The organism is Nocardia sp. NPDC004415, from assembly GCF_053602435.1.
On sequence record NZ_JBSGDP010000039.1, the window covers coordinates 33424 to 56705 of the forward strand.

Annotated in this window: 21 protein-coding genes; 14 read left to right on the forward strand and 7 right to left on the reverse strand. The window is 66.7% G+C overall.

Going from position 1 to position 23282, the window contains the following annotated elements:
* The first annotated feature begins 79 nt into the window (after positions 1 to 79).
* From ACWEMY_RS19035 to ACWEMY_RS19045, 3 genes are read left to right on the forward strand one after another with little or no spacing between them, the layout of a single operon-like run.
* Positions 80 to 1036, forward strand: coding sequence for an ATP-binding cassette domain-containing protein (locus ACWEMY_RS19035; protein WP_452391090.1), 957 nt, complete (start codon positions 80 to 82; stop codon positions 1034 to 1036).
* On the forward strand, positions 1033 to 1812 hold the full coding sequence (locus ACWEMY_RS19040) for an ABC transporter permease (protein WP_452391091.1): 780 nt from the start codon (positions 1033 to 1035) through the stop codon (positions 1810 to 1812). Before ACWEMY_RS19035 ends, ACWEMY_RS19040 begins: the two co-directional genes overlap by 4 nt.
* Positions 1809 to 2573, forward strand: coding sequence for an ABC transporter permease (locus ACWEMY_RS19045; RefSeq protein WP_452391092.1), 765 nt, complete (start codon positions 1809 to 1811; stop codon positions 2571 to 2573). The genes ACWEMY_RS19040 and ACWEMY_RS19045 overlap by 4 nt, the downstream gene beginning before the upstream one ends.
* 26 nt (positions 2574 to 2599) lie before the next feature.
* Here ACWEMY_RS19045 and ACWEMY_RS19050 read toward each other — a convergent pair whose 3' ends face one another.
* A complete protein-coding gene (locus tag ACWEMY_RS19050) occupies positions 2600 to 4411 on the reverse strand; it encodes an ABC transporter ATP-binding protein (RefSeq protein ID WP_452391093.1) in 1812 nt (603 codons plus the stop codon).
* Between the two features lie 80 nt (positions 4412 to 4491).
* Here ACWEMY_RS19050 and ACWEMY_RS19055 point away from each other — a divergent pair, with 80 nt between their 5' ends.
* On the forward strand, positions 4492 to 4896 hold the full coding sequence (locus tag ACWEMY_RS19055) for a MarR family winged helix-turn-helix transcriptional regulator (protein ID WP_452391094.1): 405 nt from the start codon (positions 4492 to 4494) through the stop codon (positions 4894 to 4896).
* A 223-nt stretch (positions 4897 to 5119) separates the two neighbouring features.
* On the opposite strand, the gene ACWEMY_RS19060 is transcribed toward ACWEMY_RS19055, so the two are convergent.
* The 3 genes from ACWEMY_RS19060 to ACWEMY_RS19070 all read right to left on the reverse strand — a co-directional run bounded on the left by ACWEMY_RS19060 (position 5120) and on the right by ACWEMY_RS19070 (position 9060).
* A complete protein-coding gene (locus ACWEMY_RS19060; RefSeq protein ID WP_452391095.1) occupies positions 5120 to 5932 on the reverse strand; it encodes a CPBP family intramembrane glutamic endopeptidase in 813 nt (270 codons plus the stop codon).
* Between the two features lie 61 nt (positions 5933 to 5993).
* On the reverse strand, positions 5994 to 6974 hold the full coding sequence (locus ACWEMY_RS19065; RefSeq protein ID WP_375934213.1) for an ABC transporter substrate-binding protein: 981 nt from the start codon (positions 6972 to 6974) through the stop codon (positions 5994 to 5996).
* A 76-nt stretch (positions 6975 to 7050) separates the two neighbouring features.
* Positions 7051 to 9060 (reverse strand): M13 family metallopeptidase, encoded by a 2010-nt coding sequence (locus ACWEMY_RS19070; RefSeq protein ID WP_452391096.1) that lies wholly within the window; start codon positions 9058 to 9060, stop codon positions 7051 to 7053.
* A gap of 305 nt (positions 9061 to 9365) precedes the next feature.
* Between ACWEMY_RS19070 and rplN the strand changes: the two genes are divergently transcribed.
* The 5 genes from rplN (at position 9366) to ACWEMY_RS19095 (ending at position 11242) form a co-directional block, all read left to right on the forward strand.
* Complete coding sequence (gene rplN / locus ACWEMY_RS19075) at positions 9366 to 9734, forward strand: 50S ribosomal protein L14 (RefSeq protein ID WP_043647623.1); 369 nt, start codon at positions 9366 to 9368, stop codon at positions 9732 to 9734.
* Between the two features lie 2 nt (positions 9735 to 9736).
* On the forward strand, positions 9737 to 10054 hold the full coding sequence (rplX, locus tag ACWEMY_RS19080) for a 50S ribosomal protein L24 (protein ID WP_019045061.1): 318 nt from the start codon (positions 9737 to 9739) through the stop codon (positions 10052 to 10054).
* Position 10055: 1 nt separating this feature from the next.
* Entirely contained in the window at positions 10056 to 10619 is a 564-nt protein-coding gene (gene rplE, locus ACWEMY_RS19085; protein WP_019045062.1) for a 50S ribosomal protein L5, read from the forward strand.
* A 4-nt stretch (positions 10620 to 10623) separates the two neighbouring features.
* Positions 10624 to 10809 (forward strand): type Z 30S ribosomal protein S14, encoded by a 186-nt coding sequence (locus ACWEMY_RS19090; RefSeq protein ID WP_014981705.1) that lies wholly within the window; start codon positions 10624 to 10626, stop codon positions 10807 to 10809.
* A 160-nt stretch (positions 10810 to 10969) separates the two neighbouring features.
* Entirely contained in the window at positions 10970 to 11242 is a 273-nt protein-coding gene (locus tag ACWEMY_RS19095; RefSeq protein WP_452391097.1) for a hypothetical protein, read from the forward strand.
* A 200-nt stretch (positions 11243 to 11442) separates the two neighbouring features.
* On the opposite strand, the gene ACWEMY_RS19100 is transcribed toward ACWEMY_RS19095, so the two are convergent.
* The 3 genes from ACWEMY_RS19100 to ACWEMY_RS19110 all read right to left on the reverse strand — a co-directional run bounded on the left by ACWEMY_RS19100 (position 11443) and on the right by ACWEMY_RS19110 (position 14021).
* Positions 11443 to 11712 (reverse strand): hypothetical protein, encoded by a 270-nt coding sequence (locus tag ACWEMY_RS19100; protein ID WP_452391098.1) that lies wholly within the window; start codon positions 11710 to 11712, stop codon positions 11443 to 11445.
* Positions 11713 to 11805: 93 nt separating this feature from the next.
* Complete coding sequence (locus tag ACWEMY_RS19105) at positions 11806 to 12462, reverse strand: hypothetical protein (RefSeq protein WP_452391099.1); 657 nt, start codon at positions 12460 to 12462, stop codon at positions 11806 to 11808.
* Positions 12463 to 12593: 131 nt separating this feature from the next.
* Positions 12594 to 14021: a Fis family transcriptional regulator gene (locus tag ACWEMY_RS19110; protein WP_452391100.1), complete on the reverse strand. Its 1428-nt coding sequence runs from the start codon at positions 14019 to 14021 to the stop codon at positions 12594 to 12596.
* Between the two features lie 229 nt (positions 14022 to 14250).
* Between ACWEMY_RS19110 and ACWEMY_RS19115 the strand changes: the two genes are divergently transcribed.
* From ACWEMY_RS19115 to ACWEMY_RS19135, 5 genes are all read left to right on the forward strand, one after another.
* Positions 14251 to 16155 carry a helix-turn-helix transcriptional regulator gene (locus ACWEMY_RS19115; protein WP_452391101.1) on the forward strand — a complete coding sequence of 635 codons (1905 nt, stop codon included), beginning with the start codon at positions 14251 to 14253 and terminating at the stop codon, positions 16153 to 16155.
* A gap of 23 nt (positions 16156 to 16178) precedes the next feature.
* On the forward strand, positions 16179 to 17804 hold the full coding sequence (locus ACWEMY_RS19120) for a class I SAM-dependent DNA methyltransferase (protein ID WP_452391105.1): 1626 nt from the start codon (positions 16179 to 16181) through the stop codon (positions 17802 to 17804).
* Entirely contained in the window at positions 17797 to 18918 is a 1122-nt protein-coding gene (locus ACWEMY_RS19125; protein WP_452391102.1) for a restriction endonuclease subunit S, read from the forward strand. Before ACWEMY_RS19120 ends, ACWEMY_RS19125 begins: the two co-directional genes overlap by 8 nt.
* On the forward strand, positions 18918 to 22127 hold the full coding sequence (locus ACWEMY_RS19130; RefSeq protein ID WP_452391103.1) for a type I restriction endonuclease subunit R: 3210 nt from the start codon (positions 18918 to 18920) through the stop codon (positions 22125 to 22127). The genes ACWEMY_RS19125 and ACWEMY_RS19130 overlap by 1 nt, the downstream gene beginning before the upstream one ends.
* A 541-nt stretch (positions 22128 to 22668) precedes the next feature.
* A complete protein-coding gene (locus tag ACWEMY_RS19135) occupies positions 22669 to 23172 on the forward strand; it encodes a helix-turn-helix domain-containing protein (RefSeq protein ID WP_452391104.1) in 504 nt (167 codons plus the stop codon).
* Positions 23173 to 23282: the final 110 nt, after the last annotated feature.

Below are 23282 nucleotides of genomic sequence, written 5' to 3' on the forward strand. Positions count from 1 at the left end.
CGTTACCAAAGTCACGAGGGGGGCTCGGTGTCTCGGTGACGCCCAGGATTCTCGCTACCATCACGATCGGAGAACTGCGTTGACATCGAGTGCGGCGATTGCCGTCGAAGGCGTCGAGAAGTCGTTCGGTGAGGTGAAAGCCCTGCGGGGCATCAGCTTCCAGGCCCCGGCGGGCAGCGTCCTCGGCGTGCTCGGCCCCAACGGCGCGGGCAAGACCACCACCGTCTCGGTGCTGTCCACCCTGGTCCGGCCCGACGCGGGCCGCGCCACCGTGGCCGGCTACGACGTGGTCACCCAGGCCGACGAGGTGCGCGCTTCCATCATGCTCACCGGCCAGTACGCCGCGCTCGACGAAATGCTCACCGCCCGTGAGAATCTCGTGCTCTTCGGTCGGCTCATGGGCCTGGGCCGCAAGCCCGCCAAGGCGAAGGCCGACGAACTGCTCGAGCGCTTCGACCTGGTGGCGGCGGCCGATCGCCGGGTCGGGCAGTACTCCGGCGGCATGCGCAGGCGTATCGACATCGCCTGCGGGCTGGTGCGTCAGCCGCAGGTGGTCTTCCTCGACGAGCCCACCACCGGCCTGGACCCGGTGAGCAGGCAGAGCCTGTGGACGCTGGTGCGCGAACTCAAGGACCAGGGCGTCACCATCCTGCTCACCACCCAGTACCTCGAGGAAGCCGACGTCCTGTCCGACAACATCATCGTCGTCGACAAGGGCACGGTGATCGCCGAGGGCACCGCCGACCAGCTCAAGGCCCGAGCGGGCGCCAGCTACTGCGAGGTCGTCCCGGTGGCCGCGGGTGACGTGCCCGCGCTGGTCACCGCGCTGAGCGGCCTCGGCGAGACCACCGTCCCCGAATCCGCCGACCGTGTCTCGCTGCCCGCCCCCGACGGCGCCGCCACCCTCACCGCGGCGCTGGACCGCGTCAATGCCGCCGGGATCGAACTCATCGACATCGCGCTGCGCAGGCCCTCGCTCGACGAGGTGTTCATCCAGCTCACCACGCCGTCCGAGGACAAGGCGCCGGTCGCATGACGGCGGCGAATTCGCCGGGACCGGTGCGGGTTCCGCCGGTTGAGCAGTGGAGTGCGCTGAGCGAGCGGGGAATTCGCGCGGCCGTGCGTGAGGGTGACCTCGTGCTCGGCTTCGCCTCGCCGCTGGTGTTCTTCATCTGTTTCTATGTGCCGCTGCGCAAGTCGATGGAAGCGGCCGGGATCGACTACGCGCAGTACCTGCTGCCGCTGATCCTGGTGCAGTCGATGTTCTTCACCTCCATGTTCGCCGCCGACCGGGCCGCGCGCGAGGTCTCCGGCGGCATGGGCACCCGGCTGCGGGCGCTGCCGGTGCGCTCGTGGGTGCCGCCGCTGGCACGTATGTCGGCCAACCTCGTGCGGGCGCTGTCTGCGCTCATCGGCGCGCTGGTGATCGGCACCCTGTTCGGCTTCCGGTTCCACGGGCTGGTGCCCGCGCTGGTGTTCGTCGGGCTCACATTGGCTTTCGGTGCGGCGTTGGTGATCGCCTCCGACGCGCTCGGCACCGTCACCGGTAATCCGGAACTGGGTGCGACCGTGCTGTTCGTGCCGCAGCTGCTGCTGGTGATGGTGTCCACCGGATTCGTGCCCGCCGAGGGCTTCCCCGGCTGGATCCAGCCGTTCGTGCGCAACCAGCCGGTCTCCCAGGTGGCGGGTGCGCTGCGCGGCCTGTCCGAGGGGCGGTATCCGGCGGAACTGACGGTGTCGGCGATCTGGATCGCCGCCATGCTGATCGGCGGCGCGGTGCTGGCCGTCCTGGTGGAAAGGAAGCGTCGGTGACCACGCTGATCGACCAGAGCCTCGCCGAGACCGGCAGGTTGGTGCGCCGCTGGAGCCGTCAGCACGAGGTGCTCACCAGCACCCTGGTGCTGCCGGTCCTGCTGTTGCTGATGTTCCAGCTCGTGCTCTCTCGCACACTCGAGATGGGCGGCGGTGACGAACCGATCTACGGTTTCGTCCCGATGATCGCCGTCGCAGGCACCATGTACGGCGCGATGGGCACCGGCCAGTCGCTGTTCGGGGAACGCGAGAGCGGGCTGCTGCGCCGGTTCTGGGTGCTGCCGATCCACCGCAGCGCGGGCCTGGTCGGCAGGTTGCTGGCCGAATGCCTGCGCGCCCTGGCCGCCACCATCGTCGTCGTGCTGGTCGGCGTGCTGCTGGGCCTGCGGTTCGAGGCCGGTCTGCTCGGGGTCCTCGGCGTGCTCGCCGTGCCGGTGATCGTCATCATCGGCTTCACGCCGGTGGTCGTCATGGTCGGTGTCAGCAAGATCGGCGGCCAGGTCGTCCAGATCTTCGCCATCGTCGTCCTGGTCGGCATGTTCTTCAATTCCGGCTTCGTCGCGGTCGACAACTACCCCGGCTGGCTCCAGCCCATCGTCCGCTACCAGCCCATGAGCACCGCCATCGACACCATGCGAGCCTTCCTCCTCGGCGGCCCCATCACCACCCCGCTACTACAGACCATCGCCTGGTCACTGGCCGGCCTGGCCATCTTCGGCGGCCTAGCCGTCCGCGGCTACCGCAAGGCCGCCCAGAGCTGACCGGCTGTCGAAATTCCCGACCATGGTCAGGCGGCCAGGGGGGTTGGGGTGTTGTGGAGGTGGGCGTAGGGGCCGTTGTTGTCGAGGAGGGTGGGGTGGGTGCCGAGTTCGGCTACTCGGCCTTGGTGCAGGACGGCGATCTGGTCGGCGTCGCGGATGGTGCTGAGGCGGTGGGCGATGGTGATGACGGTGCGGCCCTGGGCGACCACGTCGATGGCGGCCTGCACGGCGCGCTCGGTTTCGGTGTCGAGGGCGCTGGTCGCCTCGTCGAGGATCAGGACGCGGGGGTCGCGCAGGAGGGTGCGGGCCAGGGCGATGCGTTGTTTCTCGCCGCCGGAGAAGCGGTGGCCGCGCGCGCCGACCACCGTGTCGTAGCCCTCGGGGAGCGAGGCGATGAGGTCGTGGATCTGGGCGGCGCGGGCCGCGCGTTCGATCTCCGCGTCGGTGGCGGCGGGGGCGGCGTAGCGCAGGTTCTCGCGGATGGTGGTGTGCAGCAGGTAGGACTCCTGGGACACGACGCCGACGACGCGGGCGAGGGTGCCCAGTTCCAGATCGCGCACGTCGATGCCGTCGATGGTGACCTTGCCGCGGGTCGGGTCGTGCAGGCGCGCGACCAGGGACGCGAGAGTGGTCTTGCCGGAACCGGTTTCACCGACGAGCGCCAGGGTCGTCCCCGGCGGCACCACCAGCGAGACGTCGTCGAGCACATCCGGTCCGTCGGCGTCGTAGCGGAAGCCGACGTCCTCGAAGCGGACCTCGCCCACCACGTCACGCGGGTCCAGGCGCACCGGCCGGGCGGGCTCGTCGATGTCGACCGGCAGGTCCAGATACCCGAAGATCCGGCTGAACAGCGCCATCGAACTGGTGATCTCGACACCCACATTGAGCAGGCTCATCAGCGGTCGGAACAGCCCGGACTGCAGGCTCGTGAAGGCGACCAGGGTGCCGATCGTCATGCCGCCGCTGGTCGCGGGGAAACCGGCGGCGAGGTAGATCAGCGCGGGGATCGCGGCGAAGAGAATGCTCATCGTCGCCATCCGCCAGCGACCCGCGAGCTGGGACCGCACCTCGAGGCCGACGAGATCGCCGGAGGTCTCGGCGAAGTGCGCGGAGGCGAGCGGCCCGGTGCCCAGGGTCTTGCCCAGCAGCACGCCACTCACCGACAGCCCCTCCTCGACCTGACCGTGCAGGTCGGCGAGGCGACGTTGCCGTTGCGCGGTGATCTCCCGGCGCAGCAGCGCGACGCGACGCGTCAGCCAGATCGCCGGCGGCAGCACCACCAGCGACAGCAGCGACAACCGCCACGACAACACCGCCATCGCCACCGCGATACCCACCACGGTGGTGACATTGCTGGCGATCGAGGTCGCCGTGCTGGTGACCACCGACTGCATCCCGCCCACATCGTTGATCAGCCGCGACTGCACCTCACCGCCACGGGTGCGGGTGAAGAACGCCAGCGACTGCCGCTGCAGATGCCGGAACACCTCGGTGCGCAGGGCGTGCATGACCCGCTGTCCGACGGTGGTGGAGATGAGTGTCTGCCCGACGCCGAGCACCGCGGTGACCACGGTGACGGCGAGTATCCCGCCCACCGCCCACAGCAGCAGGGCGATGTCCTGCCGGGGCAGCGCCTCGTCGATCACCAGGCGCAGCAGGAACGGCGAGGCCAGGCCGACGGTCGAGGCCGCCACGATCAGGCCGGTGAGCAGGGCGAGCTGGGCCCGGTACGGCGCGAAGAGCGCGGCGACGCGGCGCAGGGAAACCGGGGATTCGCGCAGCTGGGCGCGGTCGGCAGGGTCGGTGCGGCGGGTGCGGCCGCGGGGAGTGTCTTCCATGTGCAACCCCCTCCGGGTTGTGCTGTAATGCTGAGGTTACCTCACTATCTGGTAGTGGAAACATATAGAGAGGCCGGTTTATGCCCGACAACGAGAGCGACCTGCTCATGCAGGTCGCCAGAACCCTGCGCAGACGCTGGGCAGCCGCCTACGCCCCGCTGGGCCTCACCCCACACCAGGCCCGCGCCCTGCGAGTCACCGGCGAACACGACGGCCTACGCCTCTCGGCCATCGCCGAGGCACTGCGTATCACCCCCCGCTCGGCCACGGAAGTGGTCGACGCCCTCCAGAAATCCGGCCTGGTCACTCGCGAACCCGACCCCACCGACCGCCGCGCGATCCTCGTCACGCTCACCGACCCCGGCCGCCGCATCCTCACCGATCTCTCCGAAGCCAGAACCCGCGAGTCCGATGACTTCTTCGCCCGACTCACCCCCGCCGAACGATCCACCCTCCGCGAAATCCTCACCGAACTCGCCCTCTGAATCCTGCGAATGCGATCAGGCGCCGGCGGATCGGTAATGCGACTGTCCGCCAGACACTTTCGCGGCTCTGTCCGTATCGAACGGATGACGAGCCTGGTCCCATCGTCCACGGCCACACGCTGCAGCCAGCCCGGGCCCGCTACAGCGGCGTGTCGAGATTCCCTGGGGGCCAGGCTATTTCGTGGCGTTCGCGGGTCTGATCTGGCCCTATCCAGCGGTCTCGCTACGGTCTTGAAGTCTGTGCAAGGGGCAGGTGGCCGCGGATTCTTCGGCGTGCGAGGGGATAGGTCGCTACGGCGGTGGCGGTGAGGAGGGCGGCGAGGGTGATGACGGGGAGCTGGGGGTGGTGGAGGGTGTTGTCGCCGGCCAGGAGGTAGCAGGCGATGTTGATGAGCCAGTGGCCGGTGGTGGCGATCAGGACCCGTTGGCCGAAGGTGCCGGTGGTCAGGGTGCCGAGGACGAGGGCGAAGGACATGGTCGAGAGGGTGAAGTAGCAGGCGGTGGCGGGGTCGCCGGTGAACGCTTGGACGTGCCAGAGGGCCCAGGTGGCGCCGGTGATGGTGATGGCGGCCAGGTTCGTTGTGCGGGATTCCAGAAGGGGTTGGAGCAGGCCCCGCCAGCCGATCTCCTCGCCCGCGGCGCCGAGGAGCTGCAGGAGGACGAACACCGCGAAGGGGACGCCGCCGACCGCTGCCGTTCCCACGGGAGCGATTCCGCTGACGGCGGCCGCCACGGTGATCAGTAGCCCGAACCCCACACACGCGACGACCATCGCCACGACGCGCAGGCCGACCCGCCGCGACGGCACCGCCGTGGGGCGCGAACCGGAGACCGTCCGCCGGAACGACAGCCAGGTGACCAGCGCGCCCACCGCCGGAGCAAACTGCACCAGCGACAAGGCCGCGGGGTGGATGCCCGAGTGTGGTTGCACCGCAAGGAATAACATGGACGCCACGAGCGTGGCGAGCAGATAGACGCCGACCGCCGCGCGAATGGAGGCGGCGGTCGGCGATCCGCCGGTATCGAGAGTGCGCACGGGTCCGACGTTGTCAGCCGCGACTCCGTACGCGCATCACCCTGTGGTACTGAGCGAGTGGCTATTTCGCCGCAGCCGCGAAGTAGGGGTCGAGTTTGTCGAGGATGTAGGGGACCGAGAGGGCGGTGGGCTGGTTGACGGCGCTGATCTCCTGGGTGGTGAGGAAGACGGCGGCGCCCTTCTGGACGGCGGGCAGGTCGTTGAAGCCGGGGAGCTGGCGGTATTTCTCGTCCATGCCCGCGGAGTAACCGGCCAGCAGCAGGTCGGCGCCGAGTTCGTCGACGCGTTCGGGGGACAGGGCCAGGCGGCCCTGGTTGGAGGGCTGGGCGGTGAGGTTGGCGGGGATGGTCATGCCGAGCTGGGTGAACAGCTGGGCCGACCCGTCGTTGGGGTCGGTGAGGACCATGAGCTGCGACGGGCTGGCCAGCCAGGTGCTGGCGAAGGTCTTGCCCTTCAGCCCGGGGTTGGCGGTGCCGATGGCCGCGATCCGGTCGTCGACCTTCTTGATCACCGCCGCCGCGTCGTCCTCCTTGCGCAGCACCTTGCCCAGCGCGGTGACCTGGTCCTGCCAGGGGGCCACGGCATTGGTGGTCAGCGCGGGCAGGGTGGGGGCGACCTTGGACAGCTCGTCGTAGGTCTTCTGGTCGGCGATGAACGGGTCGACCAGGATCAGGTCCGGTTCCAGTGCGGCCACCTGCTCGGCGACATTGCCCGTGGTGTTCAGGGCCTTGGCCGACTTCAGGCTCTCCGGCTCCCACGGCGGGGTGGTCTTGGAGACCGCGGCGACATTGTCGATGTAGCCGACCGGCACCACGCCCAGCGCCAGCGTGGTGTCGAGCCACTGGTTGCCCAGCGCGACGATCTTGTCCGGGGTGCCGGTGACGGTGGTCTCGCCCTTGGCGTGGGTGATGGTCACCGGCTCGCCGCCACCGGCGGTGTCGTCGTCGGTGGAACCGCAGGCGGCGAGGCCGAGGACGAGCGCGCCGGCCAGCGCCGCCACCGCCCCGCGCCGCAGACCGCGCGAAATCCGAACAGTGGTCATCGAACATCCTCCATAGACCCGGTTACCGTGAGAGTCAGCCAAGGCTAACCTACAGCTACGGCCGGGGAGGGCTGTTCTACAACGTGACGCGCTGATCCTCGGCCATGAACAGCTTGTCGCCGTCCTTCACCTCGAAGGTCGTGTAGAACTCGTCGATATTGCGGACCACCTGATTGCAGCGGAACTCGTTGGGGGAGTGGGTGTCCTGCAGGCCCTGCAGGGTCGCCTCCTCGGTCTGCTTGTCGCGCCACTGCCGCGCCCAGGAGAAGAACATCGTCCGGTAGTCGGGCTCGACCCCGGTGCGCTCGGCGACCTTGCGGTAGGCGGCCAGCGCGATCTGCAGCCCGCGCAGATCGGCCAGGTTCTCACCCACGGTCAGCGCGCCGTTCACATGCTGCCCCTCGGGCGCGCCCTCGGGGACGAGCACGTCGTACTGCTCGATGATCTGCTGGGTCTTGGCCTCGAAGGCGGCCCGGTCCTCGGGCGTCCACCAGTCGCGGCGATTGCCGTCGCCGTCGTATTTGGAGCCCTGGTCGTCGAAGCCGTGCCCGATCTCGTGGCCGATGGTCGAGCCGACCGCGCCGTAGTTGACCGCGTCCTGGGCGTCCTTGTCGAAGAACGGCGGCTGCAGGTAGGCGGCGGGGAAGACGATCTGGTTGGTGGTCGGGCTGTAGTAGGCGTTCACCGTCTGCGGCGACATGCTCCACTCCGACTTGTCCACCGGCGTCCCCAGGCGGGCGAAGGCGCGCGCGGACTCGAAGGTGTTGATGGCCAGCAGCGACTCGATCAGCTTGCCGCGGGTGATCTGCACCGAGGAGTAGTCGACCCACTTGTCGGGGTAGCCGATCTGGGCCACGATCTTGTCCAGCTTGGCGATGGAGGCCTCGCGGGTGGGCTGCGACATCCACGTCGAGTTGGTGAAATTGTCGTGATAGGCGGCGCGCAGGTCGTCGACCATCTCGAGCGCGCGTTCCTTGGCGCTGGCCGGGAAGTGCGCGTCGACGTAGAGCTTGCCGAGCGGCTCGCCGAGATTGTCGTCGACGACCCCGACGGCCGAACGCCACATCTCCGGCTTCTCCTGCAGACCACCCATGATCCGGCCGAAGAAGTCGAAGCGCGGGTCGGCGATGGCCGCGGGCAGGAACCGCCCGTAGTTGTTGGCGATGTGCAGCTTGAGGTACTCGCGCCACTGGGCGATGTCCACCTCGGCCCACAGCTGCGCGGCCGCGGTGACGAACGACGGCTGGCCGACGACCATCTTGTCGAACAGCGACTTGGGCCGGTCGGTCATGCCCGCCAGCCACGGCTCCCAGTCGAACTGCGGGCCCAGCGCGGTGAGCTCCTGCCAGCTCATCAGGTTGTAGGTGGCGTCGGTGTTGCGCAGGCGCACGCTGTCCCAGTGGTTGGAGGCGATGCGCTTCTCCAGGTCGAGCATGCGCTGGGCGACCGCGGCAGGCTCGGCCATGCCCAGGCCCTTGGCCAGCTGTTCGAGATAGGTCTGGTAGCCCGCGAGCTGGGCCGCGAACTCGGGCTTGCGGTAGTACTGCTCGCTCAGGATGATCCCGGACTGGCCGACGCCGGGGATGTAGGCGGTGGAGTTCTTGCGGTCGATGCTGATGCCCATGGCGATCAGCCCCGAGATCGGCGCCTCGGCCATCACCTTCGCCAGCTCGGGCTTGCCCGGGGCCGCGTCGACGGCCGCGAACAGGCCCGCGAGCGGGGTGATGCCGAGCTTCTCGATCTCGTCGAGGTCCAGGCGCGCGTCGTAGAGGTCCTTGATCTGCTGGGCCTCGGAACCGTGCTCCGGGTTCTCGATGCCCTCGATGATCGCGCGCAGCTGGTCGAGCGTGCGGTCGGTGGCGTCGGTGATCGCGCCGACCGAGACCTTGTCCGGCGGCAGCTGGAAATCGCGCAGCCAGGCACCGTTGACGTGCCGGTAGAGGTCGTCCTGCGGGCGGATCGTCAGATCGCCGCCACCCATGTCCACGCCGGTGAGCCGCACTGTGGGATCGTCGGTGGCGCACGAGGCCAGCGTCGCCGCCACGGGCACCAGCCCCATGGCGATCAGGAATGCGCGGCGATCCATTGTCACAGGATGTCCTTCCCCGATGCGGCACCCGCACCCGTGCTCGTTGCGATCCAGCCCGCACAGGCTACCGGCGCGCGGGCCACACGGTGGGGTCGTCGCGGCAGGTGACCCCCGATTTGGGGCGACCTGGGCTTTCCCCTACACTAGACCGGTTGCCTGCGGGAGCTCTGCGCCCGCGATCCGGCAGTGAACCCCCAGCGGTAGGTATCTCCGCTGGCAGGCGCGCGTCCGGTGGTGACTGACCATGTGCGTCGGGTCGGCAATCCGGCGTACGTATACATCCAGGTCCAGGAGGTGCTGAAGTGATTCAGCAGGAGTCGCGACTGCGCGTCGCCGACAACACCGGGGCGAAGGAAATCCTTTGCATCCGCGTGCTCGGTGGCTCGTCGCGTCGCTATGCCGGTATCGGTGACATCATCGTCGCCACCGTCAAGGACGCCATCCCCGGCGCGAACGTCAAGAAGGGCGACGTCGTCAAGGCTGTCGTCGTGCGCACCGTCAAGGAGCGCCGCCGTCCGGACGGTTCCTACATCAAGTTCGACGAGAACGCTGCCGTGCTGATCAAGCCGGACAACGATCCTCGCGGCACCCGCATCTTCGGCCCGGTCGGCCGTGAGCTGCGCGACAAGCGCTTCATGAAGATCGTTTCGCTGGCCCCGGAGGTGCTCTGACCATGAAGGTGCACAAGGGTGACACCGTCCTCGTCATCTCGGGCAAGGACAAGGGCGCCAAGGGCAAGGTCATCCAGGCCTACCCGGCGACCGGCAAGGTTCTCGTCGAAGGCGTGAACCGCATCAAGAAGCACGTCGCGGACTCCGCGAACCAGCGTGGCGCGTCCTCGGGTGGCATCGTGACCCAGGAAGCCCCCATCCAGGTTTCCAACGTGATGGTCGTCGATTCCGACGGTAACCCGACCCGCGTCGGCTACCGCACCGACGAAGAGACCGGCAAGCGGGTTCGGATCTCCCGTAAGAACGGGAAGGACATCTGACATGACCACCTCTGAGCAGACTCAGCCCCGGCTGAAGGCGCGCTACCGCGCCGAGATCAAGGACGCGCTGAACAGCGAGTTCGAGTACGCCAACGTGATGCAGATCCCGGGCGTCGTCAAGGTCGTCGTCAACATGGGTGTCGGTGACGCCGCCCGTGACGCGAAGCTGATCAACGGTGCCATCAAGGACCTCGAGCTGATCACCGGCCAGAAGCCGGAGGTCCGCAAGGCCACCAAGTCGATCGCGCAGTTCAAGCTCCGTGAGGGCATGCCGATCGGCGCCAAGGTCACCCTCCGTGGCGACCGCATGTGGGAGTTCCTGGACCGCCTGGTCTCCATCGCGCTGCCGCGTATCCGCGACTTCCGCGGTCTGTCGCCGAAGCAGTTCGACGGCAACGGCAACTACACGTTCGGCCTCAGCGAGCAGTCGATGTTCCACGAGATCGACGTGGACTCCATCGACCGCCCGCGCGGTATGGACATCACCGTGGTGACCACTGCGACCAACAACGAAGAAGGCCGTGCGCTGCTCAAGCACCTCGGCTTCCCGTTCAAGGAGAACTGAGCACATGGCCAAGAAAGCACTGGTCAACAAGGCCAACGCCAAGCCGAAGTTCGCGGTCCGCGCCTACACCCGCTGCCAGCGTTGCGGCCGCCCCCACGCGGTCTACCGCAAGTTCGGCCTGTGCCGCGTGTGCCTGCGCGAAATGGCCCACCGCGGCGAGCTCCCGGGCGTGCACAAGAGCTCCTGGTGAGCCCGCGCTCCTCGTGAGCGCTGCCGCCTAGGCGAATAACGAACGAAGACACGGACTTCCGACGGGAGTCCGTGTCTTCGTGCGTTGACGGGTATGAAGTGCGGTCCCGGAGGCGTCCAAGCGCGGTACCACGTCGTGGTACGTCGCCATACCATGCGGTATGGGCGTTCCTGAGCAACCACCTCCCGAGATCAGTGTTCGCGCGTTCGTCAACGACTCCGGACGGGTAACGAGGAGTCTTCGCGACGGTGAGAGGTTTGTCCTCACGCTGAATGGCGAGCCACTGGCTGACGCGATACCGATTCGTCGAAGCCGCTTCGTCTCGACCGCGGGGGCTCAGCAGTCGTTCGTGGGTGCTCCGGCGCTGGACACCGACGAATTGCGCCGTGATCTCGACGCGATGGTGGATGACGAACTCGCCGACGACCCATAGCCGGGGGACGCGTGAGCCGCTACGACAGGGGTCAGCTGGACACTTGCATCGTCGCAGCTCTCGGCCTGTTCGATATCAGTGATCTCCCGGTGGAGTCGGCTGCCATTGTTTACAACGAATCCAAAGGACTTCACGGGCCTGGAGTCGGTGCTCCCCGTGGTTCCGGTCGTCCGCCCCCCAGGTGCGACAGGCTAGCCCGGCTACATTGCTACGGTTCGGGGGGCGAGAGTCGGATCACCGCTGGCAAATCGGCGTAAGCGCAGCAGTCCGGAAGACGGGTCGGCTTCGGCAGAATCGATCTCGCCTTCGGCCACCAGCGCACGCATCCGGGCGATCGCCTCGGTGCGGCGGCCATGATCGGTCACCGCGTTCAACGCTGCCTCGACTGTCTCGTTATCGGTCGTCGTTTCGAGAAATCGCGCCGCCGCGGCCAGTGCGGTGTCATCGACATCGACCACTTTCCGTGCCATTCGAGACCTCCCTCGGGCTCTGTCGTCACCGCATCGATCGAATGAATGGGGCGGTTCTCATCGGGAGAACCGCCCCATCGCTCTGGACGAGGCCTACCAGCAGAAACGGTAGTCTCCGCTACCCCGGCATTCCAGCTCGTACTCCCACTGGTCGGGGACATCGGAGTTCGGGATGGCTGCACCTGCCGCGCCGCCGATGGCCATGCCGCCGAGCACGCCGACGATCAGGGCCACCGGCAGGGTGATCGGGAGCAGCAGGCCGCCGGTCGCGATGCCGAGGACCAGGCCCACGATGACGCCGCCGATGCCGCCGATCGCCGTGCCGATCGCCATGCCCGCCTCGATACTGCGCTGGCGCGGGGAGGTCTTGCGCCAGTAGCCGATCTCCTGCGCGGCGACGTCGGCGACCAGCCGGGTGCCGTTGGCCTCGAGGCGCGGCGCCAGCGTGATGACGTTCTGCTCGAACGCGATAGCCCGCGGCGTGCTGCTGATGAGCGTGCCGTCGGCCGCCACCGCCTCGATGGCGTCATCGGTGACGCGGAACGTGCCGCCGGTCAGCGTGGCGGTGAAGGTGTTGCCGTCCCGGGCCGCGTCGTAACCGACGCCGTGGTCGACCCCGCTCGCTGCGGCGGGCAGGGCAGCCAGCGCCTCCTGCGTCGTCGCCGGGGGTGACGCGACCGCGGTGGACTCGACGACGCCGATCGCGGCGATCGCGAGCGCGGTGGCGAGGACGAACTTCTTGATTTTCATGACTTCCTTGATTTCTCTTGGTGGAGAGGGGAGTTCGAGGCGCGTGCACGACTCGACCACGCGCCCTGCGCAGATGTCGAGAGTTGCCGGTGATAAGCCGGGTTATCGTGTTGGCGGTCTTCGGCGATGCCTCAGGCCGCCGCGCCCGGAGTGCTGGCGGCGCCGTCGGCTCCGGCGGCGGTCAGTGCGGCGAGTGCCGCATTGAGCAACCGCTCGATCCCCGAATTGATTGTATTGCACTGGTTTTCGATGCTCTGCGCCTGCTTGTAGATGCCACTCGCGGACTTCTTGATGGTGTCGATTCCACCCAGCTGCACGATGGCCTCGCTGATCTTCTCCTCGGCCGTCGTGATCTGGGCGGCGTCGGAGCGAGAGTTCGCTGCGAGTGCGCCGGTGCGCAACAGCTGCACCACAACGCGCAGCAGGTCCGGGTCGTCGGTCTCCGGGTCGAAAGCGAGCACGATGCGCCGCGGAGTGATCGCGCGAACGGCGTGGCCGCCGTTGCGTTCCTTGGCCCGGACGAGCCCGAGTGAGGCCTGTGCGCCGTGGTTGCGTTCGGCCTCATCCAAGTAGTCGTTCCAGGTGGTCCGCGGCGAATCCGACATCTCGACGACCACCCGGGCCGACCCGCCGCCGACGACCAGGAGACCATCGCCCTTGCGGGACTTCGAGATCCTCCCGGTGGTGCGGCTGGTATCGGTGTACTCGTCACCGAGCCCGGTCGCGAGCTCGGTGAGCATCGCGTGCAGCGGTTCGGCGTAGGTGTCGCCCTTGATCGGGGTCAAGCTGGCCACCCGCTGCTCGGCGGCGCGCACCTGCAACTCGCGGGTGAGCTCGTCGAACTTGCCGGTGAGTTCGGTGTGCTGCTGCTGGAGGTGCTTGGCGAGCTGCTCGTGCCGACGCTCCAAGCCCGCGGCGTGTTTGGCCATCGGCGAGGTCGGATCGTCGAGGTCGAACTGTTTGACGGCCGTCTTGAACAGTTCGTCGACACTGCTGCCGACCTTGGCGTCGAGTTCACTGCCGAACTTCGCGAGCACCGGTGCGATCCGGTCGAGCAGTTCCGGATTGTCGCCGCCGAAGAGCCGGCGGAGTTCGGCGTTGAGCTCTTCCTTGGCGGTGGTGACCGCCGTGGCGAACTCCCGGCGGCCGGACTTCTCGGCTTCGGTGATCGCCTTCTTGGCGTCCTCAGCTGCCCGGCTGACGGTCTTGGCGGCATTCGCCGCGGACTGCTCGGTGACTTCGGCCGCGGCGTTGGACGACTGCGCGGCCTTCTCGCCGAGCTCCCGTACGACCTGTTCGAGCGCGCGGGATTCGACAGCCTGGCCGGTGGCGGCCAACGCGTGCGCACCGATCTTCACCGCCTCGATCACGAAGGCTTCGAGGTCGGCCGCGTCGAGCTGGTCGGGATCCTCGACGCTGGGCCCCCGCGCGCCGCTCGTCCAGTGGCGGGCCTCCCGGGCCACGTCCGCGTCGTGGACAAGGACATGCTCGATGAGGACAGCCTGCGCGTTGTCGTGAAAGTAGGCGCCGGCGGATTCGGGGCGGGTGTGCTCTACCATATCGGTCTCCTCTGACTGGACTGTGATGAATTACCCGGTGCCACACCGGATTCGGTGATGGCTGCGCGTCGCGCATCAGGTTGTGGTGCTGACTACACCGTGGCGGGCGATGCTGGGTTTGGCGATGTGAAACGCTGATAAGGGCTCTTATCGGAGATTCGATGCTGAGTGTCAAGCGATCGGCTCTACTCTCGAAACACGACGTTCGACCGGAGAATGTGAGCAGGGGATGGCAGAACACCAGCACGAGCCGACGCTGACGATGCAGGACATCGCCGATCTGGCGCAGGTCCATCGGCCCGTCGTGTCCATGTGGCGCAAGCGTCCGGTGGCACGCGGGGAGTTCGTGCCGTTTCCCGCGCCGGTCGCCACGGTCGATCGGGTCGAGCGGTTCCGTCGCGACGAGGTCATCGACTGGCTCGAGCGGACCGGCCGCGGAAACAACACCGCCCACCGGCTCGACGCGCCCGCGCTGAGCGTTCCCGACGGCGTCGAGTTCGAGCACCTGGTCACGCTGCTGTGCCTGGCGGCCGCGTCGGGTCGGGAGTTGGCCGGGCTGTCCGGCGCCGAGCTCACCGCGCTGGCCACAGACGTCGACCCCGGCGACACCATGCTGGTCGCGGAGGTCGGTACGGTGCCGATCGAGCCGAAGGTCCTGGCCTATATCGATGACCTGATCGAATCGGCCTTCGGCCTCGCGGACGCACTGGAACGCCTGGAGACAGGCCGCGCCGGGCGTGCTCTGGAAGCCCGCGACCTGTCCGAGTCCGGCCTGTCGCTGCTGCGGTGCATCGTCGAAACCTGCCTGGAATTCCAGGATTCCGATACCAGCTGCCTGGTGTCGGACGGCGATCTGCCTCGCCTCGTCCTCGACCTGATCGGTGACCGCGCCGACCTGACTGTCGTCGGGAACGACGCGCGCGCACGCGGCTTGCGCCGCAGAGCGACCATCCGTGAAGCTCGCGTGGTCGACCAGGCCGCGGCACCCGCCGTTCGCCTGATGTCGGTGATCGGTGACGACCCCGCCCCGGCACTGGACCGCGTGGACGACGTGCTGGTCGCCCTCGAACCGGGTGAGGTGGCGATCGTCGTCGGTCCCGCCTCGGTGCTGTGTGAGAAGTTGGGCCGTGATCTCGAACCGAGGCGGTCGGGCACAGTGCGCCTGGGCGGGGTGGCCATGGCATTGCGGCTGCCGCGCGGGCTGTGGCGGGATGCGCACCGGCAGGCGATGGGAGTGTGGATCGTGCGCGGTGGGGCCGATATCGAGCAGCCGCTGGTATCGGATCTGGGTGCGCCCGCGGCCGGAGCTCTCGACCTCGAGGCGTTGGCGGCCGACATCGTCGGAGCCCTCACCAGTTCGGCGCGGCGTGCCTATCGGTACGGCCGCCCGCGCCGTCGTTCCGACATTCTGGCCGGGGGCGCGATGGTGCCGCAGGGCATATGCGCGGACCGGCTGCGCGTCACCGACGCTACCCACGACATCGACCGTGTTCGCGCGGCCACTGTGCTGACGGCTCGCCCGGTGGAACCTCTCGACGTTCTCGTCGTGCCCGCGAAGGGGACGGTCCAGGTGCGGCACTGGTCGCTGTCCGAGCTGGCCGAGCGCAAGCTGGTGCGGATGCTGCGCGGCAGCCGCATCGACCCGGCCCACGCGTGCGACGGTGCGACCGTCCCGGTACTCGCGGCAGACCACAGCACCGACGGCATGACGCTCGATCCGCTCGATGCCGAGCGGTACTACAGTCGAGCGGTGCGTACTCGCCCCGGCGATGTGATCTTCGCCGAGCGTCCGCGCCCGCTCGCCTGGGTCGACGAGACCGGCGGCGCGCTGGTCGCCTCGCCCTCCCGGATATTGCGCCTGGACCTCGACGCCGAAGCGGGCGTCGGTCCGCGGGCACTGGCCGCGCTGATCAATCAGATGCCCGCGCAGGGCCGCGAATGGAAGGCGTGGAGCGTGCCGTGGCTGGGCCGGTCGGAGACGTCGGAGCTCGAGGATACGCTCGGCCGTGCCGCCGTGTACGAGTCGGAGATGCGTGCGCGCTTGACTGCGACATCGCAGTTGTGTGCCGCGCTGATCCACGGTATCGCGAACGGCACGGTCAGCCTGCGCGCGCCGGAACAGGTTGTTGTCTGATGAACGAGGAGAGGAGCCCCCGGGTGCCACCGAGGAAGAGGCAGGAGTCGTCGGCCCCGTCGACGATGAAGGAGCTGAAGGACACGCTGTGGAAGGCGGCCGACAAACTCCGTGGTTCGCTGTCGGCGAGCCAGTACAAAGACGTCATCCTCGGCTTGGTCTTCCTCAAGTACGTCTCCGACGCCTACGAGGAACGCCGGGAGACAATTCGTGCCGAGCATCTGGCGGAGGGCTGGGACGATGATCAGATCGCCCAGATCATCGACGACCCGGAGGAATACCAGGGCTACGGCGTATTCCTCGTCCCGGGGCAGGCCCGCTGGGAGTTCCTCGCCGAGAACGCCAAAGGTCTCGTCGGCCCGGATGGTTCGCTCACCAAGACCATCGGCCAGCTGATCGACGAGGCCATGGACGCGGTGATGCACGAGAACGAATCGCTGCGCGGCACCCTGCCCCGCCTGTACAACCGGGACAATATCGACCAGCGCCGCCTCGGCGAATTGGTCGACCTGTTCAACAGTGCCCGCTTCAGCCGCCAGGGCGAGCACAAGGCCCGCGACCTGATGGGCGAGGTCTACGAGTACTTCCTGGGCAACTTCGCCCGCGCCGAAGGCAAGCGCGGCGGCGAGTTCTTCACCCCGCCGAGCGTGGTCAAGACCATTGTCGAGGTGCTCGAGCCGACCAAGGGCCGCATCTACGACCCGTGCTGCGGATCGGGCGGCATGTTCGTACAGTCGGAGAAGTTCATCTGGGACCACAACGGCGACCCGCAGGACATCGCCGTCTACGGCCAAGAGGCCAACGAGGAAACCTGGCGCATGGCCAAGATGAACCTCGCCATCCACGGCATCGACAACAAGGGCCTCGGCGCCCGCTGGGGCGACACCTTCGCCCGCGACCAGCACGCCGATACGCGGATGGATTACGTGATGACGAATCCGCCGTTCAACATCAAAGACTGGACCCGCAACACCGACGACCCGCGCTGGGTGTACGGGGTGCCACCAGCCAACAACGCCAACTACGCCTGGATCCAGCATGTGCTGTACAAGCTGGGGCCTCGCGGTAGCGCTGGTGTGGTGATGGCGAACGGTTCGATGTCGTCGAACTCCAACGGAGAAGGCGATATTCGCGCCCGCATCGTGGAGGCCGATCTGGTGTCCTGCATGGTGGCGATGCCGACCCAGCTGTTCCGGTCCACCGGGATTCCGGTGTGCGTGTGGTTCTTCGCCAAGGACAAGTCGGCGGGGAAGGGTGGGGCTATTGATCGGCGGGGGGAGGTGCTGTTCATCGATGCGCGGGAGCTCGGGTACATGGTGGACCGGGCTGAGCGGGCGTTGAGTGATGAGGATATTGCGCGGATCGCGGATACTTATCATGCGTGGCGGGGGACGGACTCGGCGGCGCGGAAGCGGTTGACGTATGAGGACGTTCCGGGGTTCTGTAGGTCTGTATCGCTAGAAGATCTCAAAAGCGCTGAATACTCGCTGACGCCGGGTCGTTTCGTCGGTGTTAGTTCGGGTATTGTCGACGATGAGCCGCTTAGTGAGAAAATTGGTCGATTGACTGCTGAACTGGCCGAAGCGTTCGATAAATCCGCACGTCTCGAGCGAGCGGTGCGTAATCAACTGGAGCGTATCCGTGACTGAATGGATGCCTAAGCAGCTTTCTGATGTTGTGGAGTTGCGTCGAGGGTTCGATCTCCCCACCAAGAGTCGGCGCCCCGGGCCGTATCGTGTCTTGTCCGCCGGAGTAACTGCGGGGTGGCACGACGAGGCGCCGGTGGCAGGTCCTGGGTTCGTCATTGGTCGAGCGACAAATTTGGGAGTGCCCACATGGTCCGATGAAGACTTCTGGCCGCTGAATACCACGCTGTATGCCGCTGATTTCAAGGGGAATCACCCGAAGTTCTTATTTCACTTGTTCGAGACGCTTGACCTCAGCGGCTTCGACTCGGGCAGCGTGCAGCCGATGTTGAATCGAAATTACATTGCCGGACTCGAAGTCCGAGTACCCAACTTCTCGACTCAGGTTGCGATTGCGGAGGTGTTGGGGGCGCTCGACGACAAGATTGCTGCCAACTCCCGGATTCAGGACCTTGTAAGGGACCTTTTGTCCATGTTGTTCTCGCAATTCGAAGCGGCGGACGGCGTCGCCGAGACGATCTTGCTGGACGAGATGATCACCTTCAATCCCACGGAACGACTGTCGGCCAGTCCTGATGATCCTGTCTACCTGGAGATGAAGAATCTTCCAGATCGGGCGATGACAGTTTCGGATTGGGGTCACCGGGCCGCACGTGGCGGCGCAAGGTTTCGCAACGGGGACGCATTGCTTGCCCGGATCACGCCATGTCTGGAGAATGGAAAGGCCGGTTACGTCGACTTTCTCGATGACGGCGAGATTGGTGTCGGTTCGACCGAATTCATTGTGATGAGACCGAAGCCGAATGTGCCTGCGGCATTCGCGTACTTCCTCTCGGTGAGCCCGCGGTTCCGTGAGTACGCGATCCGTCACATGGTCGGAACCACCGGCCGCCAACGCCTCTCGGCAGCCGACGTCGCGGCGTACGAAATCGGTAAGCCGGACTCCGCGATGCTCGCCGAGTTCGACGAAGTCTCGCAAGCCCTGCTTTCGCGGGTGAAGGCTGCCGTTGACGAAACCCGGGTGCTCGCCAAAACGCGCGACGAACTCCTCCCTCTCCTCATGTCCGGAAAACTCCGTGTCAAAGACGCTGAGCAGATAGTAGAAAAGATCGCCTGATGGTCGAAGACGCTGGTTTCAGTGAGGCGCAGTGGGAGCAGTTCGCGCTCGATGAGCTCGCGGAGTGCGAGTGGGAGCCGCTTTCCGGGAGTGAGATCGTTCCGGGGAAGGACGGCGGGCGGGCGGCGTGGGACGACATCGTGCTGCCGGGTCGGCTTCTGGAGCGGATGCGCCGACTGAATCCGCAGGTTCCCGCGGAGTTCCTGGAGCAGGCGCGGGCGGAGATTCTCGCGCCGAAGTCTCAGGACGCGCTCGCTGAGAACCAGCGTCTGCACGCGATCCTCACCGAGGGGTATCGCGGGATCAGCTATGTGGATCATCAAGGGGTTGAGCAGAATCCGACGATTCGTCTGGTCGGTCCTCGGGTGGAGGACAATGAACTGCTCGCGGTGAGTCAGGTGACGGTGCGGTCGCGGGAATCGGTGCGCCGCTTCGACATCGTGCTCTATCTCAACGGGATGCCGGTCGGTGTCATCGAATTGAAGAAGGCTGGGGCGATGCAGGCCGATCTGGCCTCGGCTCACGCCCAGCTCGGCACCTACCTGCGCGAGTTCCCGATGGCGTTCCGGTTCGCGGTGCTCACCGTGATCAGCGACGGTCAGCTCGCTCGCTACGGCACACCGTTCACGCCGCTGAACCACTACGCGCCGTGGAATGTCGACGATGACGGTAAACCGTTGCGGCTGGGCGAGGCTCGCGACGACGAGCACGCGGGAATCGAGCTCGAGTTTTTGATCGCGGGTGTGTTGCAGTCGGAACGGTTCCTGCAGATCCGGCAGAACTTCGTCGCGTTCGACTCCACCGGCGACGGGCTGGTGAAGCGAATCGCCAAGCCGCACCAGTATTTCGCTGTCACCAAGGCGGTCGGGTGCACGGTGGCCGCGGCCGAGAGCGACGGCCGGGCCGGCGTGGTCTGGCACACCCAGGGCTCGGGCAAGTCCATGGAGATGGAGCTCTACGCGCACCTGGTGAGCAAGCAGCCGAGATTGAAGAACCCCACCATCGTCGTGGTCACCGATCGCACCGAGCTCGACGGGCAGCTGTTCAATACATTCGACAAGTCGATGCTGTTGGGGGAGAGGCCGATTCAGGTCAACACCCGCGCCGAGCTGCGCGCGGCACTGACCGAGCGCACCACGGGCGGGATCTACTTCACCACCCTGCAGAAGTTCGGCCTGTCCAAGGCGGAGAAGGACGCGGGGTTGGATCACCCGCTGCTCAGTGATCGTCGCAATGTGATCGTCGTCGTCGACGAGGCGCACCGCAGCCACTATGACACCCTCGACGGTTACGCCAAGCACCTCCAGGACGCGCTGCCCGGCGCCACCCGCATCGCCTTCACCGGCACCCCGATCTCCTTCACCGACCGCGACACCCGCGCCCGCTTCGGTGACGACATCGACGTCTACGACCTCACTCGCGCGGTCGAGGACGGCGCGACCGTCCGGGTGATCTTCGAACCACGACTCCCGGAAGTGCGGGTGGTCGAGGGGGTTTCCGACGAGGACATCGACAACGCGGCCGACGAAGCCGTGGTCGGGCTCGACGACGTGGAGCGCGCCAAGGTCGAGAACTCGGTCGCGGTGATCAACGCCATCTACGGCGCCCCGGCCCGGCTGCGCAAGGTCGCCGCCGATCTCGTCGCGCACTGGGAGAACCGGTCGCAGTCGATGGTCGAGTTCATCGGTGGCCCGGGCAAGGGGCTGATCGTCGCCGGCACCCGGCAAATCTGCGCCGACCTGTATGAATACCTGATCGAACTGCGTCCCGAATGGCACGCCGACTCGGTGCGCGAGGGCGTGCTCAAGGTCGTCTACACGGGTTCGGCGAAAGATCAGGGCGTGGTGGCCAAGCACGTTCGCCGCGCCGGGGAGAACAAGCTGATCCAAGCCAGGCTCAAGGACCCCGACGACTCGCTCCAGTTGGTGATCGTGCAGTCGATGATGCTCACCGGCTACGACTCGCCACCCCTGCACACCCTGTACCTGGACCGCCCGCTCGAGGGCGCGCTGCTCATGCAGACCATCGCGCGCGTGAACCGCACCTTCGAGGGCAAACAGGACGGCCTCGTCGTGGCCTACGCGCCGCTGGCGGAAAACCTCGAGCGCGCGCTGGACGAGTACACCGCGACCGACCGCGAGCGCAAACCTGTCGGGCAGAACGCCGACGAGATCGCCGAGCTGGTGCTCCAGGTGCTGGCCCTGCTGGACCGGCTGGTCGAAGGCTATCCGTGGCGATCGAAACTCAAAGGTGGACAACGTGATTGGGTGATCGCCGCGACCGGACTCGCCGAATACCTGCGCTCGCCGCACACCGCCGGAAACCAGGTGGCGGCCGAGGGCGACAAACTGGTGACCCGATTCCGGGCGCTGGCCAATCAGCTGAGCCGCAACTGGGCGGTGAGCTCCGGGTCATCGCTGGTGGCGGGGGCCGAGGTGCGCCTGGCGGTCAGGTTCTACGAAGAGGTCCGCGTGTGGATGGCGAAGTACGACGCCGCCACGCGCGAAGCCGAGGGCCGTCCGGTGCCCGCCGAGATCACCCGCCTGCTGGAGAATCTCGTCGCCGACACCACGGCGTCGGGCGAGATCATCGACATCTACGCTGCCGCCGGACTACCCAAACCGGCGCTCACCGACCTCACCCCGGAGTTCGAGGCCAAGGCCCGCGAAGCCGAGAACCCGCACCTGGCCATCGAAGCCCTGCGCGCGGTGCTCACCGAGGAAGTGCGGCGCAGTACCAGTCACAACCTGGTCCGCCAGCGCGCCTTCTCCGAACGCATCCGCACCCTGATGAACAAATACACCAACCAGCAGCTCACCTCGGCCGAAGTGATCGCCGAACTGGTCGCCTTGGCCCGCGAGGCCGCCGCCGAACGAGACCGAGGCAAGGCGTTCACCCCTCGCCTGTCCGACGACGAACTCGCCTTCTATGACGCGGTCTGCGAGAACGAGTCCGCCGTGCACCAGATGGGTCAGGAAGTACTCGGCCAGATCGCCCGCGAACTGGTCGCTGTGATGCGCCGCGACACCAAGACCGACTGGACTGTGCGCGACGACGTGAAAGCCAAACTGCGCTCGACCATCAAACGACTCCTCATCAAATACCGGTACCCGCCGGACAAGCAGCCGGAGGCGATCCGGTTGGTGATCGACCAGATGGAGGCGCTGGCGCCGCACTACGCGCGAAGCGGCGAGGAATCAGCGCGGTGATCTCGGTTCCTGGCGTGCGTCCGGGACCGACAGGTTCTCCGGCCCGACTGTGTACGCAGGATCAGCCTGCGACGCAACGGTTCTGCGGCTGAGGTCGCTAGGATCGTCGCTCGAATCTGCCGCTGGCTTCGGGCCGGGCATCAGCTGTCCGACCACGGGAAGGCGCGAGCCATAGTGGGTAACCAGGGATCCTGGGAAGAGTCGAGTCTGGCCGAAGTACGTGCTGCGTACAAGGGGACCAAGGAGGTCCCAGAGACAGTCGAGAAGTGGCTGAAGAAGGGGTGGAGAGTGCGCAAGCAAGGACACGGATACGGGCTATGGCCACCGGACCCTGGTTTTCGATGGGCTCCGCCCCCGGCGCCGTTCGCGAGGTTCGACCACACGCCGAAAGGGGATGGAAAGAGTCAAGCGCGAGTCCTCGATCGCTGCTGCCAAGGGTTGGAGAAAACCATCGCTGAGCTGCTAAAAGACCGTGCCGACTAATGGCGTGGCAGGCCTGTTGTCAATTGACAACAGGCCTGGCGGAAGGCATCATATTGGCATGACTGTTCATGAGTTCGAGATCGCGTTTGTGATCGAGACAGTCGAGGCTGACGATTCCCGCATCGATCAGGCGATGGAAGCGCTGCCGGGCACCACGATCAGCGGAGCGCTTGGTTTGACGGTGGCAACCACCCTGGTTGACGCTGAGACAGCGATCGAGGCCGGCCTGCTCGCGGCGAAGGCGCTCGCGGCGGTCGGCTTGGCGCCGTCGCGCACCTATCAGGATCTTGTTTCCAGGCAGGATATTGCCGACCGGTTGGATATGTCGAGGCAGGCTGTCGGCAACTGGGTTCGTGGTGAGAGGCATAGCGCGCGGCCGTTTCCCGCTCCCGTCACGCTGGCTTCCGGTGGATTGTGGCTATGGGCGGACGTGGTTCGCTGGACCGAGGTCGCCGCTGTGGCTGAACTCGACGAGTCGGCACTGCCGACGCTGGCGGACCATTGCCTGCTCGACAGGATGATCCAGCACGGTGTTTCTCACTTTGACGCGTTCTCGCTGTAAGTAGGCGAGCCTACTTAGATCCCCTAACGGGTTCGGTCATGTAGCGGTGAGACCCGCTGTCGTGCAGGATGTTTCGTCGTGGCAGCACCCTGGATCGTAGATGACGAGTT

Coding starts and splice junctions, on each gene's coding strand:
- ACWEMY_RS19050 (WP_452391093.1), bottom strand. CDS start 4,411: ATGGAAGACACTCCCCGCGGCCGCACCCGCCGCACCGACCCTGCCGAC.
- ACWEMY_RS19095 (WP_452391097.1), top strand. CDS start 10,970: ATGGGCGTTCCTGAGCAACCACCTCCCGAGATCAGTGTTCGCGCGTTC.
- ACWEMY_RS19100 (WP_452391098.1), bottom strand. CDS start 11,712: ATGGCACGGAAAGTGGTCGATGTCGATGACACCGCACTGGCCGCGGCG.
- rplX (WP_019045061.1), top strand. CDS start 9,737: ATGAAGGTGCACAAGGGTGACACCGTCCTCGTCATCTCGGGCAAGGAC.
- ACWEMY_RS19130 (WP_452391103.1), top strand. CDS start 18,918: ATGGTCGAAGACGCTGGTTTCAGTGAGGCGCAGTGGGAGCAGTTCGCG.
- ACWEMY_RS19135 (WP_452391104.1), top strand. CDS start 22,669: ATGACTGTTCATGAGTTCGAGATCGCGTTTGTGATCGAGACAGTCGAG.
- ACWEMY_RS19110 (WP_452391100.1), bottom strand. CDS start 14,021: ATGGTAGAGCACACCCGCCCCGAATCCGCCGGCGCCTACTTTCACGAC.
- ACWEMY_RS19065 (WP_375934213.1), bottom strand. CDS start 6,974: ATGACCACTGTTCGGATTTCGCGCGGTCTGCGGCGCGGGGCGGTGGCG.
- ACWEMY_RS19070 (WP_452391096.1), bottom strand. CDS start 9,060: ATGGATCGCCGCGCATTCCTGATCGCCATGGGGCTGGTGCCCGTGGCG.
- rplE (WP_019045062.1), top strand. CDS start 10,056: ATGACCACCTCTGAGCAGACTCAGCCCCGGCTGAAGGCGCGCTACCGC.
- ACWEMY_RS19105 (WP_452391099.1), bottom strand. CDS start 12,462: ATGAAAATCAAGAAGTTCGTCCTCGCCACCGCGCTCGCGATCGCCGCG.
- ACWEMY_RS19090 (WP_014981705.1), top strand. CDS start 10,624: ATGGCCAAGAAAGCACTGGTCAACAAGGCCAACGCCAAGCCGAAGTTC.
- ACWEMY_RS19040 (WP_452391091.1), top strand. CDS start 1,033: ATGACGGCGGCGAATTCGCCGGGACCGGTGCGGGTTCCGCCGGTTGAG.
- ACWEMY_RS19115 (WP_452391101.1), top strand. CDS start 14,251: ATGGCAGAACACCAGCACGAGCCGACGCTGACGATGCAGGACATCGCC.
- ACWEMY_RS19055 (WP_452391094.1), top strand. CDS start 4,492: ATGCCCGACAACGAGAGCGACCTGCTCATGCAGGTCGCCAGAACCCTG.